This window comes from Clostridium sp. KNHs216, assembly GCF_006714885.1.
Classification (GTDB): domain Bacteria; phylum Bacillota; class Clostridia; order Oscillospirales; family Acutalibacteraceae; genus Caproiciproducens.
In genome coordinates this window covers 248,257-263,219 of record NZ_VFMF01000001.1, presented here as the reverse complement: position 1 = coordinate 263,219, position 14,963 = coordinate 248,257, and the positions used below count along the sequence as shown (strand labels likewise).

Genomic DNA, 14,963 nt, shown 5'->3' with positions numbered 1-14,963 from the left:
CAGATTTATACAGGATTTTTTACAATTATGTCAGCAATTCTGACCGGAGGACCTTCCAGAATATAAATGACGTCGGCCAGCATTTCCGCCTCCTCAAAATCGTGGGTAACAATGATTTTCAGTGCGCCGGCCGTTTCCTTTTGAAGCAAAGCGATCATTTCATCCCTGCGCTCCGCATCCAGCCCCTGAAAGGGCTCATCCATAAGATACAGATCCCCGCCGTAAGCAAGCGCCCGCGCAAGGGCGACCCGCCGCCGCATTCCGCCGCTCAGCTCCGCCGGTCTTTTGTTCCCCGCTTCCGCCAGACCGACCAGGCTGAGCCATTTTTCCGCCTGCTCCGCGTTCTGTCCGGCTTTGCCGCGAAGAACAGCGGCAATATTATCTTTGGCAGAAATCCATGGCAGTAGGCGGTTTTCCTGAAAAAGATAGGAAATCTTCCCGGTGCCGGCTCCTTCAATTTCACCGGAGTCAAAGGGCTCCAGACCTGCTATGCAATTTAAAAGCGTCGTTTTTCCACAGCCGGAAGGGCCGAACAGACAGACCGTTCCGGTTGAAGGAAGCTCTAGAGAAAACTGCTCCAGTACCGTTTTTCCATTATAATTTTTCGTCAAATGATCAATTTTCAATTCACACCGCTCCATCACTGCACAACGTTGTATTTCTGCCCTACTTTTTTCATGAACCGAACCATCAGCCATTCCAGAATGACGCTCATGACAATGACGAGCACCGTCCATGCAAACAAATCATCCGTTTCAATATAGATTTTGGAATTATAGATTTGCCTGCCGATCGACAGCGGAGTGACGGAAAGCACCTCGGCGGAGATACCGGCCTTCCAGGCAAGCCCCATCCCGGTTGTACAGGCTGCGGTAAAATACGGCATAACGGAAGGCAGATAGACGCGTTTGACGGTTTTTACCAGTCCGAACCGATAGGACGCGGCCATCTGCAGAAGATTTTTGTCGGTCTTTTTAATGCCGTTGACCATGTTTGCCCATATAATCGGCGTCACCATCAAAAAGGACGTGAAGGACGGCACATGAGTGGACGGAATCCATACAAGCGCGAGAATGATAAACGAAGCCACGGGCGTTGCCTTGATGATACTGATGACCGGATAAAAAACATCGTACATCATACGCGAAACGGAAGTCAGGACCGCCAGCACGCTTCCGAAAGCCACGCCAAGCAAAAAGCCTTCCACTATGCGGAGCATGGACAAAAACGCAGTCAGCCAGAATTCTTTGGTCTGGGAAAGCTCAGACAGACTTTGCAAAACACGAACAGGAGATACGATCAGTATCTCCTGTTTTACAGCGAAATAGGCCAGCTGCCATAGGCCGATCCAAAACACGGCGGCCAGAAAGGTTCTGAACCCTTTGTATTGAAAAAGATTCTTATTTTGTGTAGTAGAAGTCATCACCCGGTAATTTACCTCCAACGGACTTCTGATTGGCTGTGAACAGAACATTCAAAAAATCAGGAATTTTCGCTTTCATTTCGTCTCCGTCCATATAAACGATATTGCAGTTGGGAATCGCCTTTTTGGCGACCGCAGCAGGCATGATATCGTATTTTTCGGACAGGGCAGCCGCTTCCTCCACCTTCGTATTGGTATAATCGGTGGATTCCTTGTATTCTTTGAGGAACGCGTCAAAAGCTTCCTTATGCTGCTCTGCAAAATCCTTGCGGACAATCAGGCATCCCATGGTCAGAACGCTCTTTCCGCCTGCAACCTTATTCCATTCATCCGTGATATTCAGCGCAATTTTTACGTCCTTATCTTTCGCCGTCACCTGAGTGACAAACGGTTCAGGAAGAACGGCGATCTTTGCCTTACCGGAAACCATCAGCGCGGCGAGCTCCGCATGTTCCGCTTTATATTCTACCTTAACATCCTTACCGACTTCAAGACCGTTTTGGCTTAAAATGTAATTTAATGCATACTCCGGTGTGGAACCCTGGCCGGAAGAATAGATGGTTTTCCCCTTCAGGTCCTTGATGCTGGAAATGTCCTCTCCCTTTGTCAGGATGGAAAGCACGCCGAGCGTGTTGACAGCGGCCATCTGGACCTTTCCCTCCGTCTTGTTATACAGCGTAGCGGCAAGGTTGGTGGGAACGGCAGCTACGTCCACTTCCCCTTTGGAAATCTTGGATACGATTTCGTCCGGAGCGCCCACAATCGTAAATTCATAGTTTTCGGCGGCGGTCTTGGCATCGTTGTCGCTCATCAGCTTTAACATGCCCAGTCCGGTCGGCCCTTTGAGCGCCGCAATCTTAATGGTCGTCTTTTCAGCAGCGGCAGAACTCGGCTGTGCGCTGGATACCGCTTCGCTGGAAGCCGTCTCACCGGAGGATGCCGCCGCAGGTCCGGCGCATCCCGCAAGAACGGACAGAGCCATACAGGCGCTTAATCCCAGTAATATTATTTTTTTCATCAGTCTCATTTTTCTCCCTCTTTATCTATCGTTAAATTATGATTCATCACCAAACTGACCGGACCGCAGCCGCTCAATCTGATTGATTGTCACCTTTCTTCCTTCGCGTGTGATGACGCCTGTATCGGATAAATCATCGAAAGCGCGGTACAGGGAAGCACGGCCAATGTTCAGCGTATTGGCAAGCTGGGTCAGCGTACACGGCAGCTCCAATACAAGGGAATATTCATTCTGGGCGGACAGCGAAAGGAGGAACGTCGCCAGGCGGCAAACAGCAGTTCCCCCGGTGAAATTGTCAATCCTGCTATTTAAGAAACAGATCCGGTCCGACAGATAGCTGATGTAATTCTCAGCAATCCTTGTATGATTCTCGAAAAGCTCATGCAGAAGCTGCTGGGACAAAAACAAGACGCGGCTCTTCTTGACGGCAATAATCTCGGATACATACCGGCGCGAGTTGTTAAAAAGGCAGGCAACCCCAAAAATCCCTCCCGAATAAAAGGTATTCATAATCAGGTTTTCGTTTTCCGGCTTCATGGCCTTTACAACCCCGGAAAAAACGATTCCCAGGCTTTTTTTATAATTGCTTCTGGTGTATATTTTCTCACCGGCTTCGTATTCCATACAGCTGCATTCGCCGTTTTGAAAAGCGGCTTCCGCTACGCCCTTTTCAATCCCATTGAACAGAAAACACTGTGCCAGCAGCAGACAGTATTTGTTTTGCTTTTTAATCGGTTTCATAAATGTTCACTTTCTGTTTCATTTGATACACTTTTTCTACTATTATAAGCATTTTACCGAAATCTGTCAATATAAAAGCAAAAAAGAGCACTGCACGGAGCAGCACTCTTTTCCTTCAGCCAAAAAGCTTTTTATTCGTGATTACAGTCCTCGCAGCCGCAATCGCATTCTTCTTCGTCAATATCGAATTCCAGCGTTTCGCCGCAATTCGGGCAGTCCATCTGGCCATCCTCAATAATATCTTCGGACAGGCAAATCGTCTCATGGCAATTCGGACAGGTTACTTCATAGTAGCAGTCCCCGTCGTCCTCATCCTCATCTTCGTCCTCATAAAAATCTTCTTCCAGAGAACCAAGATCCTCGTCGACCGCATCCAGCTGGTCAGCCATGTCGTCAAAGCTGTCCTGCATATCGGATACGGATGTCGCCATGTCGTCCAATAAATCAATTATTGCGTTAATGACCTTTACTTCCTTTTTGTTCTCATCAAGCTCAAGGCCTTCCGCAAGGCCGCGAATGTAAGCAACCTTCTCTGTGTTTGTCATAATTCTGCCTCCTTAAACATCATTTACTGAACATGCATAGTGTTGGTTATGCGCGTTCCATATATTCGCCGGTACGGGTATCTATTCTGATTCTTTCGCCTTCCTCGATAAACAGAGGAACATTGATTTCAGCACCGGTTTCAACTGTGGCAGGTTTCAGGGCGTTGGTCGCCGTGTTGCCCTTGAAGCCCGGGTCCGTTTTGGTGATTTCCAGTTCTACAAAGTTTGGCGGCTCAACACCGAAAACATTGCCTTTGTAGGAAAGCACCTTGCAGGTCATATTCTCCAGAACGAATTTAAAGTTGTCGCCTAGAACACTCTGATTGATCGGAGTCTGCTCAAAGGTCTCCAGATCCATGAAGTAATAGAGGTCGCCGTCATTATAAAGATATTGCATATCCTTACGCTCAATATAAGCGGTAGGGTATTTATCGTTTGGATTGAAAGTTCTTTCTACCACGCTGCCGGTAATGACGTTTCTGATCTTGGTGCGGACGAAAGCCGCGCCCTTTCCCGGCTTAACATGCTGGAACTCAATAATGGAAACGACGTTTCCGTCCATTTCAAAGGTAACGCCATTCCTAAAATCGCCTGCAGATATCATCGTATTATCCTCCAATAATTTTTTCCGATTATTATCTTATAATAATTTCAGAAAATTTTCAAGACATTTTTATACGGAACTACATTAAATCCCTCAGCGCCGCCAGCGCCAGAAAATAGCTGTTTTTCCCGAACCCGGAAATCTGGCCCGCGCACACTTCGGATATCACGCTTTTATGCCGGAAATCCTCACGCGCGTAAATGTTGCTCATGTGGGTTTCCACGAAAGGAATTCTGACACAGGCGATCGCATCGCGCAGCGCATAGCTGTAATGCGTAAGAGCGCCGGCGTTGATCACTACGCCCTGATAGGTCCCGCGCGCACTGTGGATTTTGTCAATCAGATCGCCTTCGTGATTGGACTGAAAGATATCGCAGTCGTAATCCAGCTTTTTAGCATTCTCAATAATCTGAAGATGAATACTTTCGGCAGTTTCGTCCCCGTAGACGCCCTTTTCCCGGACGCCGATCATATTGAGGTTTGGCCCAAGAAGCACAAGAACCTTTTTCCTGCTCATTCTAACACCTTCTCAACCAAAATATTTCTTTCCACGCCCCGCCGCCTTGATGATGTAGCGGATCGGTTTTTCCAAACCGCGGCGTATTTTGAAAGAAAATGAATTTTCCTTGCCCGCAGGAACGAGCAGAATCGATTTCATAAACGACAAATTGGAGCCGACTATATCCGTAAAGACCTGATCCCCAACTGCGACCACTTCGCTGCGCTTGACACCCATTTTACGGATGGCGCGGAAATAGCCCAGGGGGATCGGCTTTAACGAAAGGGACAAAAAAGGAAGATCGTATTTCGCCGCAAATGGTTCAACCCGTTTTTTAGAATTGTTTGACATAATAATAATGCTGATACCGTTTTCGCGCATGTGGCGCGCCCACTCCACGGTACCCTCGAAAGGAGTCGGAGAATCATGAATAGCCAAGGTGTTATCCACATCGAGAATAAGTGCCCTGGCGTGCATGGCACGAATCAGTTCCGGAGTAATATCCGTAACTTTGTCCACAGCAACAGTAGGCAGAAACAATGCCAATAACCATACCTCCGTTTCGGAGAAAATAAAACCAGGCTAAAAAAGCGGGCAATCAAGCCCGCTTTTCCGAATCATTTTTGTACTGTTACTTAAACTTGCGTTTGCGGGCTGCTTCGGACTTCTTCTTACGCTTAACAGAAGGCTTTTCATAAGCTTCTCTCTTACGAACCTCAGCAATAACCCCGGCTCTTGCGCACTGTTTCTTAAACCTTCTCAGAGCACTGTCCAAGGACTCATTGTCTTTAATTCTAATTTCAGCCATTTATCTTTTCCCTCCCATCCGCCATAAGGCAGGGGTATTAGTAAGTCATATTACATAAAAATAATTATACATAACGTACCGGAATATGTCAAGCCCAATGTTGCTAACTTTGCATAAGTTACATCGAGTTGTGAATTTTGTATTGACAGGAAAAACAGAAAATGATAAGATAGTATCCGCAGTCCAAGCAGGAAATCATATAGGGGTATAGCTCAGTTGGTAGAGCAGTGGTCTCCAAAACCACGTGCCGAGGGTTCAAGTCCTTCTGCCCCTGCCAGTCAAGAGTCTCGATACGCAATTTGCGTACGGGGCTCTTTTTTTATTTCTGTGCCCGCGTCAAGGCCTTCCCGTGGGCGCATTTTATTGTGCCCAAAATAAATCAGCCATCATTTCCCCTGTCAAAAAGGTCGTTGACAAGCGGCAGAATATTGATCACCGGCTCTTCATAGGGATGGATGCTTTTGATCACCCGGACCGCGTTCGCGGCCAGTTCCCTTCTGCACCGGATTTCCATTTTGCACTCTTCCCCCGAACAGATTTCTCCAGCCGTACCCTGATAGGGCTGAGCGCCGTCCAGCGGGCGCCAGTATCCGCTGACCTTCGACACGGAAACGCAGTGATCGTAGCTCCCGATTTTCCCTGCTCCCACGCGGCTTAAAGCATCCCGGATAGGAACCACAAACTCCTCCGGCACAAAAATCTCCAGCTTTACTTCACGGAACTCCAACGGTAAGCCCCCTATTGGTTGGATTCGTTATGCATACAGTTGTCAATGGCAATCACCATGCTGGTAAAAAATGCGGCGTTCTCCGGATTTGCCACCGTCAGGCAGTAAGTATCCCCCCAGGAGAGCCATTTTTTATGAATTTCACCGAAAACCTGTCCGTTGTGATAAATGGAAAAATCCATCTCCATAAAGCCGCCCTCAATTTCAAAATCGCCGTAGCTGCTCTGCACGTTCAGCCTTGGGGTGAAGAAGGAAAACTCCTTCTTGATCCTTGCACAAAACTGTTCACCGACAAAAATTTCATATTCAGGCAGAAAGGTCAGCACCTTCTGTTTAATATAATATAGCTCTCTGCCCATCAAATCATACAGATGGATTTTCGCTCCCCAGGTGAAAAGCTCTCCCTCCACCGTATAAACCGGTTCGCCAAGCTCATTACAGACGCTGTATTTATCTTTCAAAGAAAATATTTTCTGCTTAATGTACAGATCCAAAGAAATACCTCCATTATCAGGCGGCAGTGTCATTCCGCTCTTTTATATTAATCTTATCATAAACAGAAGAATATGCAAGCATGACTTTTATTTTCTGAATCAGAATGATTACATATTTGTTTGTTGTTTTCATATGGGAATCATATTAGAATAGAAATTACCAAAATATTACTTTTTTCTTTTCTTATTTAATATTGATTTAAGTTTGGAGAATCCGTATGAGCCTGATTTGCTTAAAAGATGTCCGCAAGGTTTACCATGTGGACAAAGAAAAAATTGTGGCGCTCGGCCGAATCAATATCACGATTGAGCCTCGGGAAATCTGCTGCGTGCTCGGAACCTCCGGCTCCGGAAAATCGACTCTGCTGAATATGATGGCGGGACTGGAGAAGGCAACCAAGGGCAGTATTATCATTGACGGAAAGGACGTCACGAATTTTTCCGAAAAACAATGGGCGCTGTTCCGGCAGAAAAACATCGGTTTCGTCTTTCAGTCCTACAACCTGATGCCGACGATGACCGCGATCGAAAACGTGGCGATGCCCCTGATGTTCAAGGGCATGAGCAAAAACGAGCGGGTCAAAAGGGCGGTACATATGCTGAAAATCGTCAACCTGGGCGACCGGCTGCTGCACAAGCCGACACAGATGAGCGGCGGACAGCAGCAGCGGGTAGGAATCGCCCGCGCGTTTATCGCGCGGCCCAAAATTGTGTTTGCGGACGAACCCACGGGCAATCTGGACAGCAGGACCAGCCGTGAGGTAATGGAAATCATGGTGGCCATGGCAAAGAAATACCATGAGACTTTGATTATTGTAACGCACGACAGGGAAATCGCCAAATATGCCGACCGGGTGATTACGATCCACGACGGCAGCGTGCAAAGCGACGTAAGGAACCTGTCTGTTAACAGTGGGGTAAACGAGGAGGAATTAAGTTCATGAAAAGGTCAGGTAAACAGCGTGTTTCACTTATTTTGACGGTATTGCCGATTGCGGCATTTTGTTTTAGCGGTCTTCCGGCTTCTGCGGTAACCTATGCGCAACCGGCACCGACTGTAAGCAGTGAAAAATTGACTGTCTCTAAAGGAAGTCCTTTTGAAGCTACTTTCTATTTTAATCACCCTTCAGAACATTCAAATAAAATTACAATCACTGTCGAAAGCTCCAATGACTCTATATCACTGAAGAAAAAAACCTTCACTTCTGACAATGATGAAATTGAGCGTGTCAATGAAGACTATGAAGGCAATGACGCCGACTATAGCCTTACCATTCCGGAATTATACATGAAACGGATTGGCGACGGAGCGGGTACTCTGAAATTTACAATTTATTACGACGACGATAAATCAAAAACCTATTTGGCACAGAAAACCATTTTTGACCCCAACAGCACCAGCAGCGACACGGAGGATCAGGGCAAACTGGTCGTGCAGTCCTATCGGCTTGACCATACGCCGGTCAAAGAGGGCGAAAAATTCAATCTGACCTTTACGCTGAAAAATACCGGCAGCGTCGTCTGTGACAACATCATGGCCGTGCTGGACACCTCCACGGCGGAAGGAATCAGCATCAACGGCGTCACGGACACGCAGTACATCAACACGCTGGACACCGGCGCCACCGCCACCATTTCCTATCCTATGACTTGTCTCTCAAAAATGACAACCAACAACTACGTCGTAAGCCTGATTCTTTCCGCGGATGAACTGGACAAATCCGTTACTTCAAAAGTCTTTATTCCCGTGACCGGTACCAAGACGGACAAGGACGAAACCACCAATGAAAGCAAGCCGCTGATTATCATAGAAAATTACGATTACGGCGGAAAAGCGGTGATGGGCGGCAAAGAATTCAATCTTGCCATGCGGTTTAAAAACACCAGCGCCAACACGCAGATCGAAAACCTGAAAATCACCGTCTCTTCCGTGGCCGGGGACGACGACAAATCCGTGGCGGGCGCGTTCACTCCCGCGAAATCTTCCAATACCTTTTATATTCCCAAGGTCGGCCCAAACGCGGCCTTTGCCGAACAGATCGCCCTGATCCCCAAAGCCGACGCCACCCCGAATTCCTACGGCGTTTCCGTCGCCTTCAATTATGAGGCCGTTCTGGACGGCAAGCGGGAAGCCATTGAGGCAACGGAAACGATCTCTATCCCTCTGTCTCAGTCCGACCGCTTTGAAGCAAATGAAGCGGAGCTGCAGGGGCCGATTTCTCTGGGCGATTCCGGCCAGCTGAATATCAATTATGTCAATAAGGGAAAAAGCAAAATATTCAATCTTTCCGTCAAGCTGGACGGAAACTTTACAACGGGTGAATCAAACACCTATATCGGCAACGTGGACTCCGGAGTCGGCGACACCTTTCAGGCCACGCTGAACCCCACCGAAGAAGGGACCCTGACCGGTACGGCGACGTTCAGCTACGAGGACGCAAACGGAGAAATCAAAAATCTGGTCAAGGAGTTTTCCTGCGAGGTAATGGCCGCAATGGGTCCGGGCGAAGGAATCGATTCCGAACCCGCCGTCCCGGCAAACGCGGGCGCCTCTTCCCCGCCGCTCTGGTGGATTCTCGGTGGAATCGGAGGAGTAATAGCGGGAATCATCGTACTGGTCATCATACTTAAAAAACGGAAAGCAAAGAAGCTAAAGCAATTGGAGCAAAGCGACGATTACGACGACCTTCCCATAGAAGCCGGTCAGCCGTCCGGTGAGGAAAAGCTATGAAATGGAAAGACATGCTTTCAATGGCGCTCGGCAATCTGTTCAAGCGCAAGGTCAGAACCCTTCTGACGGTGATGGGCGTTGTGATCGGGACCTGCGCCATTGTCGTCATGATGTCGTTCGGCATCGGGATCAAGCAGTCCATGGAAACCATGATGCAGAACATGGGCGATCTGACGGTTATCACGATCAACAATGAGTCCCAGACTCCGGATTCGGCGGCGCTGGACGAAAAAACGCTGGAACAGGTAAAAGCCATAAAAGATGTTGTAGCTGTCACTCCCGTCTTTTACCTTGACCCATCCGCCGTTACCATTAAAAGCCGGAAATACAGCTATCAGGGAATGATTTACGGCGTTTCGATGAGTGCGCTGAAAGAATTCGGGTATCAGGCGGAAACCGGAACGCTCCCGGCGGAAGGAGCCCCCGAAACGACCATTTTGTTTGGCAAGGACGCGGAATATGATTTTATCGACAGCCAGAAATCCAGCAACAACATGATTTTTCCGCAGGCCGATAAAAACGGCAAGATGCCCGACCCTTATGTTTCCGCCCTCACCGACAAATTTCAGGCCGAAATCAACCTGCCGGAGGACTCCACCGCGAAAACCAAGCCGATCAAGCTTCAATGCGTTGGTACTCTGGCGGAAGACTGGGGAAAGAATCCCTCCCCCAGCCATTCCGTTTTTATGGACGTCGCCCTTGCAAAACAGCTCCGTGATAAATACAACAAGCTGAACAATATCAAAAAGGATCCCAACAAAAAAGACGGATACGACAGCGCAAGCGTGAAGGTCGCGTCCGTTGAGGCTGTCCCGGACGCGGAGAAGGCAATACAGGATATGGGATTCTCCACCTACAGTATGGAAAGCGTCCGCAAACCGCTTGAGGAGCAGATGAGAACCATTCAGATGATTCTGGGCGGCCTTGGCGCGATCTCGCTTCTGGTGGCGGCTCTGGGGATTACAAACACCATGATTATGTCCATCTACGAAAGAACCCGTGAAATCGGCATCATGAAGGTACTCGGCTGTGTCGTTCGGAATGTCCGCACCATGTTTCTGGTTGAAGCCGGAGCCATCGGGTTTATGGGCGGCGCCATCGGGATTGCACAGAGCTATGCGATCTCTTTTCTGATCAACACCCTGTACGCCGCGCAGAACGCGGGCGGCGGAGATGCAATGGGAGCCGCGACCGGAGGCGCCGCCCAAATTTCCATCATTCCGGTCTGGCTGGCGCTGGGCGCACTTGTCTTCTCCACCATGGTCGGTCTGGTTTCCGGATTCCATCCCGCGAACCGGGCCGTCAAAATCAGCGCGCTGACCGCGATCAAGCAGGAATAGCGGCAACCCTCCCCGATTTTCCGGGGAGGGTTTGTCAAATAAAAAATAATTATTTTTTTGTCGTTTATCTGTTGACAAGTAACGGCCTTTTCAGTATAATGATATTCGTTGTCCACGGTAAATGGCTCGGTAGTTCAGCTGGTTAGAACGCTAGCCTGTCACGCTAGAGGTCGTCGGTTCGATCCCGATCCGAGTCGCCATTTGCTGCTATGGCTCAGTTGGCAGAGCACATCCTTGGTAAGGATGAGGTCATGCGTTCGAATCGCATTAGCAGCTCCATAAAAACCCGCTAAAACTTGGTTTTAGCGGGTTTTTTGTGTTATCTGTAACTTTGTAAAGCCCTCCCCTCTGCCTAATCCCATCGAAACATAAAGCAAACTTAAATTTCAAAAAAAGCATTCATTTCCATGTGAAGGTACCGATATCATTCATAAGAGGAAAATTTATTAATATAAAGGACAGTGATTCATTATGAGTATTTCAGCGGTTTCAGGCATCGGCAGCTACACCGCGACATCAGGTACCAGCAGCCAAAGCGAAATCAGCAAATTAAGAGCGCAGGAAAAACAATTGCAGCAGGAGCTTACCGAATTGGACACCGATTCCTCCGGACAGGATTCCAATCAGATTCAGGAGCAGAAGGCTCTGCTCCAACAGCAGATTTCCCAGATTCAGCAGCAAATTCAGCAGCTTCAAAATGAGGCAAATAAAAAGGTGCAGGAAACGCAAATGACCGATGCCGCACAGGCGGGCAACAGGATCGGAGATTCCGTCACTTCTTTAAGCGATCATCTTCTTGATATTACCGTATAAACCACGAGAGCCCTCCCGGCTATAAGATCGGGAGGGTTGAATTTTTTATTGACTTTATCCTTTACCTCATGTAATATTAAAACGATACAAATTTGTGTGATGTGTGACAATCAGCAAGGGATTTGACGAAATATGGAGGATGAAAAAATGATAAAAAATGTTCCTACGGGCCTCGCTCACGTGGCAATTCCAGCCGGAGACTTTACCACTACAGTAGAATTCTATAAAAACCTTGGTTTTGTCCCGGTTGTGATGCATGAATTTTCCTGCATTTTGGGAAACGGAAGCTGCCGTTTGGAAATTTACCGCCGCCGTGTGGATGAGAAGCCTGCCGGTGCGATTGATCATATCGCCTTAGTAAGTGAAAATATCGATGCGGCATACGAGGAAATCGTTGCAATGGGGTGTAAGATTGTCAGCAACGGAATCGAATCAAACGAAATGTTTGCTCCCAGAAGCAATCGCTTTTTTCTGTTCCTGGGGCCTAACAATGAGCGGATTGAATTCGCTCAGGTTTCAGATTAAACCCAGTCGGTTGAAGCTGCAAACAAAAACCCGTCCAAACTTACGTTTGACGGGTTTTTCTTTTATCATAAGTATTCAGTAAAAGTACGATAAGGATCAAAAATCTATGCCGTCTTTCTCATTCCCAGCTCCTGCTGCAGCACTTGACTGTACTGCGAAAGAATAGCAAGGCTGACGGAAAGCACCAGTATGGCACACGCCTGGATGGCACAGAACAGTTCCGTACCAAAATCGTATTCCTTTGCCGGTTTCTTTTCAATCAGGCCGCGCATCCTGTTGTTGATTTCCGTTACACTCACCGGAACGGCCGCATTTGCTACATAATCCATCCCGCGAAAAGCGGAGTAATTTTCCCTCATAAACTGCAGCAATTCGTTCTCATACCGGACATGCTGCCTGATGCTGCCGCTGAATTGAGAACTGTGTGCGCAGCAGAAGAAATCCGCGTAGTAGTGACACAAAATGCCAAGCTTTTTGGACGCCTTCGCACTGATGATCTGGTAATCGTTCCTGCAAAGCTTTTCCGTCTTTCTGCGCACCATTTTATTGCAGTATCTCATTTTGTGAGGACGCAGAAAAGAGATTCCATGGTCGGGACACGTATTACCCGTCAGAAAACGCGATTTATTTAAAACAATGCCGTATTTCTCGTTCAGGTACTCATACACAATGGTTCCAATTAAAATATGATTCATGCTGTTCAAATCCATTGTCCTCCCCGCCGTCTGTTGTATAAACCTTACTCAATATAACATACCTATTTTTATTTTTAATATTTTAAACGTATAACCATAACTTTACTATTGCCGGGCACATAGAATTAAAAATACCAGAAAACCACTTTCTCATCAAACGGATTGTTTTTTATTATATCACCATAAAAAGACAATTACAATGGAGAAGGAGCTGCAGAAAGTTTAAAAGACGAAAGTATTTTATAAGAGCTGAATTCGGCCTAGAACTCACATTTGTGATACCATCAAGGCGGCATAGAGATTATATCCAAATAGGCAAAAGAGGCCGCCAAAGGACTTGAAAAGCACCCCAGCGGTATCATACCGGTATCCAAGATAACAAAGCAACCCCGGAAGACCAGCAATAATGCGGCTTCCGGGGATTTTTAAAACTATTCCCACTCAATCGTGGCGGGGGGCTTGCTGGTAATGTCGTAAACAATGCGGTTGACGTGTTTGACCTCGTTCACGATACGGTTGGAAATTTTGTCAAGCAGGTCGTAAGGGATTCTGGCCCAGTCCGCGGTCATAAAGTCGGAGGTCGTTACGCCGCGCAGCGCGATGGTATAGTCGTACGTTCTGCCGTCGCCCATAACGCCGACGCTCTTGATGCCGGTCAATACGGCGAAGTATTGATTGATGCTCCTGTCAAGGCCCGCATCGGCAATTTCCTCGCGGAAGATTGCGTCCGCATCCTTCAGAATATCCAGCTTCTCGGAGGTGATCTCGCCCATAATGCGGATGGCGAGCCCCGGCCCCGGGAACGGCTGTCTCCAGACCAATGGGCCCGGAATACCGAGTTCCAGACCGACTTTGCGGACCTCATCCTTAAACAAATTTCTGAGAGGTTCAATCAGGCCTTTAAAATCAACGTCATCCGGCAGTCCGCCGACATTGTGGTGGCTCTTGATGACCGCCGCGTCCCCTGCCCCGCTTTCCACAACGTCGGGATAAATCGTCCCCTGGCACAGATAGTCCACATGGCCGATCTTTCTGGACTCTTCTTCGAAAACGCGGATAAACTCTTCCCCTATGATTTTCCGCTTGCGCTCAGGTTCAGAAATACCGTTCAGCTTTGATAAAAAGCGTTCCTGCGCGTTTACACGGATCAGATTCATATCGAACTGCTTACGGAAAACACTTTCTACGTCATCGCCTTCGTTCTTACGCAGAAAACCGTGATCCACAAAAATACAGGTGAGATTTTTACCCACCGCTTTATGAACCAGCAGAGCCGCAACAGAGGAATCCACCCCGCCGGAAAGTGCGCAGATCACCCTTTTATCGCCCACGGTCTCTTTAATCTGCTGAATGGTCGCCGCCGCGAAAGAAGACATTTTCCAGTCTCCGGCACAGCCGCAGATCTTATAAAGGAAGTTTCTCAGGATCTCATTGCCATGTACGGTGTGCTCCACCTCGGGGTGAAACTGCAGGGCATACAGACGTTTCTCCTCGTTTTCCATGGCCGCGGTCGGACAGTTCCCGCTTGTGGCAGTCACCCGGAACCCGTCGGGAACCTGTGCAATATAAATGGTGTGACTCATCCAGCAGACCGACTGTTTTTCCAGACCGGATAACAGCGCGCTGGCGGTATCGAAATCCACCGTTGTTTTTCCGTATTCGCGCACCTTGCTGCTTTCCACCCTGCCGCCGAGCAGATAGGCCATCAACTGCGCGCCATAGCAGATTCCAAGCACGGGAATCCCCAGCTCAAATATTCCGGGGTCACATTTAGGGGCATTCTCATCATATACCGTGTCAGGCCCGCCGCTGAAAATAATTCCCTTGTATCCTGCGGCCCCGATCTGTTCAGCACTGGTCTTATAGGATTTAATCTCACAGTATACGTTTAAATCCCGGACCCGGCGAGCAATCAGCTGACTGTATTGCCCGCCAAAGTCGAGTATTAAAATTGCTTCGTTCTGCATCATATGTTCGTGCACTTCCATTCTTTGAACTGT

At 48.1% G+C, this 14,963-nt stretch carries 18 protein-coding genes and 3 tRNA genes; 8 read left to right on the top strand and 13 right to left on the bottom strand.

Annotation, left to right across the window (positions count from 1 at the left end; translation table 11 throughout):
• Positions 1 to 5: 5 nt before the first annotated feature.
• The 9 genes from LY85_RS01305 to rpsU all read right to left on the bottom strand — a co-directional run bounded on the left by LY85_RS01305 (position 6) and on the right by rpsU (position 5,638).
• Positions 6 to 626, bottom strand: coding sequence for an ABC transporter ATP-binding protein (locus LY85_RS01305; RefSeq protein WP_141825173.1), 621 nt, complete (start codon positions 624 to 626; stop codon positions 6 to 8).
• Between the two features lie 14 nt (positions 627 to 640).
• Positions 641 to 1,423, bottom strand: a complete 783-nt coding sequence (locus LY85_RS01300) for an ABC transporter permease subunit (RefSeq protein WP_185741069.1) — start codon at positions 1,421 to 1,423, stop codon at positions 641 to 643.
• On the bottom strand, positions 1,401 to 2,450 hold the full coding sequence (locus LY85_RS01295) for an MqnA/MqnD/SBP family protein (protein WP_243122444.1): 1,050 nt from the start codon (positions 2,448 to 2,450) through the stop codon (positions 1,401 to 1,403). The genes LY85_RS01300 and LY85_RS01295 overlap by 23 nt, the downstream gene beginning before the upstream one ends.
• A 27-nt stretch (positions 2,451 to 2,477) precedes the next feature.
• On the bottom strand, positions 2,478 to 3,182 hold the full coding sequence (locus LY85_RS01290) for a Crp/Fnr family transcriptional regulator (RefSeq protein WP_141825171.1): 705 nt from the start codon (positions 3,180 to 3,182) through the stop codon (positions 2,478 to 2,480).
• Positions 3,183 to 3,313: 131 nt separating this feature from the next.
• Positions 3,314 to 3,727 carry a CD1247 N-terminal domain-containing protein gene (locus tag LY85_RS01285; protein WP_141825170.1) on the bottom strand — a complete coding sequence of 138 codons (414 nt, stop codon included), beginning with the start codon at positions 3,725 to 3,727 and terminating at the stop codon, positions 3,314 to 3,316.
• A gap of 46 nt (positions 3,728 to 3,773) precedes the next feature.
• On the bottom strand, positions 3,774 to 4,331 hold the full coding sequence (gene efp, locus LY85_RS01280) for an elongation factor P (RefSeq protein ID WP_038324043.1): 558 nt from the start codon (positions 4,329 to 4,331) through the stop codon (positions 3,774 to 3,776).
• A gap of 79 nt (positions 4,332 to 4,410) precedes the next feature.
• Positions 4,411 to 4,848 carry a type II 3-dehydroquinate dehydratase gene (aroQ, locus tag LY85_RS01275; protein WP_141825169.1) on the bottom strand — a complete coding sequence of 146 codons (438 nt, stop codon included), beginning with the start codon at positions 4,846 to 4,848 and terminating at the stop codon, positions 4,411 to 4,413.
• Positions 4,849 to 4,860: 12 nt separating this feature from the next.
• Positions 4,861 to 5,376: a YqeG family HAD IIIA-type phosphatase gene (locus LY85_RS01270; protein WP_141825168.1), complete on the bottom strand. Its 516-nt coding sequence runs from the start codon at positions 5,374 to 5,376 to the stop codon at positions 4,861 to 4,863.
• 85 nt (positions 5,377 to 5,461) lie between these two features.
• Positions 5,462 to 5,638 (bottom strand): 30S ribosomal protein S21, encoded by a 177-nt coding sequence (rpsU, locus tag LY85_RS01265; RefSeq protein WP_009060718.1) that lies wholly within the window; start codon positions 5,636 to 5,638, stop codon positions 5,462 to 5,464.
• 201 nt (positions 5,639 to 5,839) lie between these two features.
• On the opposite strand from rpsU, the gene LY85_RS01260 reads away from it, so the two are divergent.
• Positions 5,840 to 5,915: transfer RNA gene (locus LY85_RS01260), tRNA-Trp, on the top strand.
• 102 nt (positions 5,916 to 6,017) lie between these two features.
• Here LY85_RS01260 and LY85_RS01255 read toward each other — a convergent pair.
• Entirely contained in the window at positions 6,018 to 6,365 is a 348-nt protein-coding gene (locus tag LY85_RS01255) for a YqfO family protein (protein ID WP_141825167.1), read from the bottom strand.
• Positions 6,366 to 6,376: 11 nt separating this feature from the next.
• Positions 6,377 to 6,859 (bottom strand): LURP-one-related family protein, encoded by a 483-nt coding sequence (locus tag LY85_RS01250; RefSeq protein WP_185741068.1) that lies wholly within the window; start codon positions 6,857 to 6,859, stop codon positions 6,377 to 6,379.
• A gap of 218 nt (positions 6,860 to 7,077) precedes the next feature.
• Between LY85_RS01250 and LY85_RS01245 the strand changes: the two genes are divergently transcribed.
• The 7 genes from LY85_RS01245 (at position 7,078) to LY85_RS01215 (ending at position 12,268) form a co-directional block, all read left to right on the top strand.
• Entirely contained in the window at positions 7,078 to 7,803 is a 726-nt protein-coding gene (locus tag LY85_RS01245; protein ID WP_141825165.1) for an ABC transporter ATP-binding protein, read from the top strand.
• Positions 7,804 to 8,147: 344 nt separating this feature from the next.
• Positions 8,148 to 9,590, top strand: coding sequence for a cell adhesion protein (locus LY85_RS01240; RefSeq protein ID WP_141825164.1), 1,443 nt, complete (start codon positions 8,148 to 8,150; stop codon positions 9,588 to 9,590).
• A complete protein-coding gene (locus tag LY85_RS01235) occupies positions 9,587 to 10,930 on the top strand; it encodes an ABC transporter permease (protein ID WP_141825163.1) in 1,344 nt (447 codons plus the stop codon). Before LY85_RS01240 ends, LY85_RS01235 begins: the two co-directional genes overlap by 4 nt.
• A gap of 123 nt (positions 10,931 to 11,053) precedes the next feature.
• A tRNA-Asp gene (locus LY85_RS01230) sits at positions 11,054 to 11,130 on the top strand.
• Between the two features lie 3 nt (positions 11,131 to 11,133).
• Positions 11,134 to 11,209: transfer RNA gene (locus LY85_RS01225), tRNA-Thr, on the top strand.
• A gap of 192 nt (positions 11,210 to 11,401) precedes the next feature.
• A complete protein-coding gene (locus LY85_RS01220; RefSeq protein WP_141825162.1) occupies positions 11,402 to 11,743 on the top strand; it encodes a FlxA-like family protein in 342 nt (113 codons plus the stop codon).
• A gap of 147 nt (positions 11,744 to 11,890) precedes the next feature.
• Positions 11,891 to 12,268 (top strand): VOC family protein, encoded by a 378-nt coding sequence (locus LY85_RS01215; protein WP_185741067.1) that lies wholly within the window; start codon positions 11,891 to 11,893, stop codon positions 12,266 to 12,268.
• A 104-nt stretch (positions 12,269 to 12,372) separates the two neighbouring features.
• Here LY85_RS01215 and LY85_RS01210 read toward each other — a convergent pair whose 3' ends face one another.
• Together LY85_RS01210 and guaA are read right to left on the bottom strand one after the other, a co-directional pair.
• Positions 12,373 to 12,978 carry a zinc dependent phospholipase C family protein gene (locus LY85_RS01210; RefSeq protein WP_243122443.1) on the bottom strand — a complete coding sequence of 202 codons (606 nt, stop codon included), beginning with the start codon at positions 12,976 to 12,978 and terminating at the stop codon, positions 12,373 to 12,375.
• A 416-nt stretch (positions 12,979 to 13,394) separates the two neighbouring features.
• Positions 13,395 to 14,930: a glutamine-hydrolyzing GMP synthase gene (gene guaA, locus LY85_RS01205; RefSeq protein WP_141827916.1), complete on the bottom strand. Its 1,536-nt coding sequence runs from the start codon at positions 14,928 to 14,930 to the stop codon at positions 13,395 to 13,397.
• Positions 14,931 to 14,963 lie beyond the last annotated feature (33 nt).

What these genes read in the sequence shown, in the direction of transcription:
- aroQ (WP_141825169.1), bottom strand. Translation starts at nt 4,848, where the DNA reads ATGAGCAGGAAAAAGGTTCTTGTGCTTCTTGGGCCAAACCTCAATATG.
- LY85_RS01295 (WP_243122444.1), bottom strand. Translation starts at nt 2,450, where the DNA reads ATGAGACTGATGAAAAAAATAATATTACTGGGATTAAGCGCCTGTATG.
- LY85_RS01240 (WP_141825164.1), top strand. Translation starts at nt 8,148, where the DNA reads ATGAAACGGATTGGCGACGGAGCGGGTACTCTGAAATTTACAATTTAT.
- LY85_RS01300 (WP_185741069.1), bottom strand. Translation starts at nt 1,423, where the DNA reads ATGACTTCTACTACACAAAATAAGAATCTTTTTCAATACAAAGGGTTC.
- LY85_RS01290 (WP_141825171.1), bottom strand. Translation starts at nt 3,182, where the DNA reads ATGAAACCGATTAAAAAGCAAAACAAATACTGTCTGCTGCTGGCACAG.
- rpsU (WP_009060718.1), bottom strand. Translation starts at nt 5,638, where the DNA reads ATGGCTGAAATTAGAATTAAAGACAATGAGTCCTTGGACAGTGCTCTG.
- LY85_RS01285 (WP_141825170.1), bottom strand. Translation starts at nt 3,727, where the DNA reads ATGACAAACACAGAGAAGGTTGCTTACATTCGCGGCCTTGCGGAAGGC.
- LY85_RS01210 (WP_243122443.1), bottom strand. Translation starts at nt 12,978, where the DNA reads ATGGATTTGAACAGCATGAATCATATTTTAATTGGAACCATTGTGTAT.
- LY85_RS01245 (WP_141825165.1), top strand. Translation starts at nt 7,078, where the DNA reads ATGAGCCTGATTTGCTTAAAAGATGTCCGCAAGGTTTACCATGTGGAC.
- guaA (WP_141827916.1), bottom strand. Translation starts at nt 14,930, where the DNA reads ATGCAGAACGAAGCAATTTTAATACTCGACTTTGGCGGGCAATACAGT.
- LY85_RS01215 (WP_185741067.1), top strand. Translation starts at nt 11,891, where the DNA reads ATGATAAAAAATGTTCCTACGGGCCTCGCTCACGTGGCAATTCCAGCC.
- efp (WP_038324043.1), bottom strand. Translation starts at nt 4,331, where the DNA reads ATGATATCTGCAGGCGATTTTAGGAATGGCGTTACCTTTGAAATGGAC.
- LY85_RS01220 (WP_141825162.1), top strand. Translation starts at nt 11,402, where the DNA reads ATGAGTATTTCAGCGGTTTCAGGCATCGGCAGCTACACCGCGACATCA.
- LY85_RS01235 (WP_141825163.1), top strand. Translation starts at nt 9,587, where the DNA reads ATGAAATGGAAAGACATGCTTTCAATGGCGCTCGGCAATCTGTTCAAG.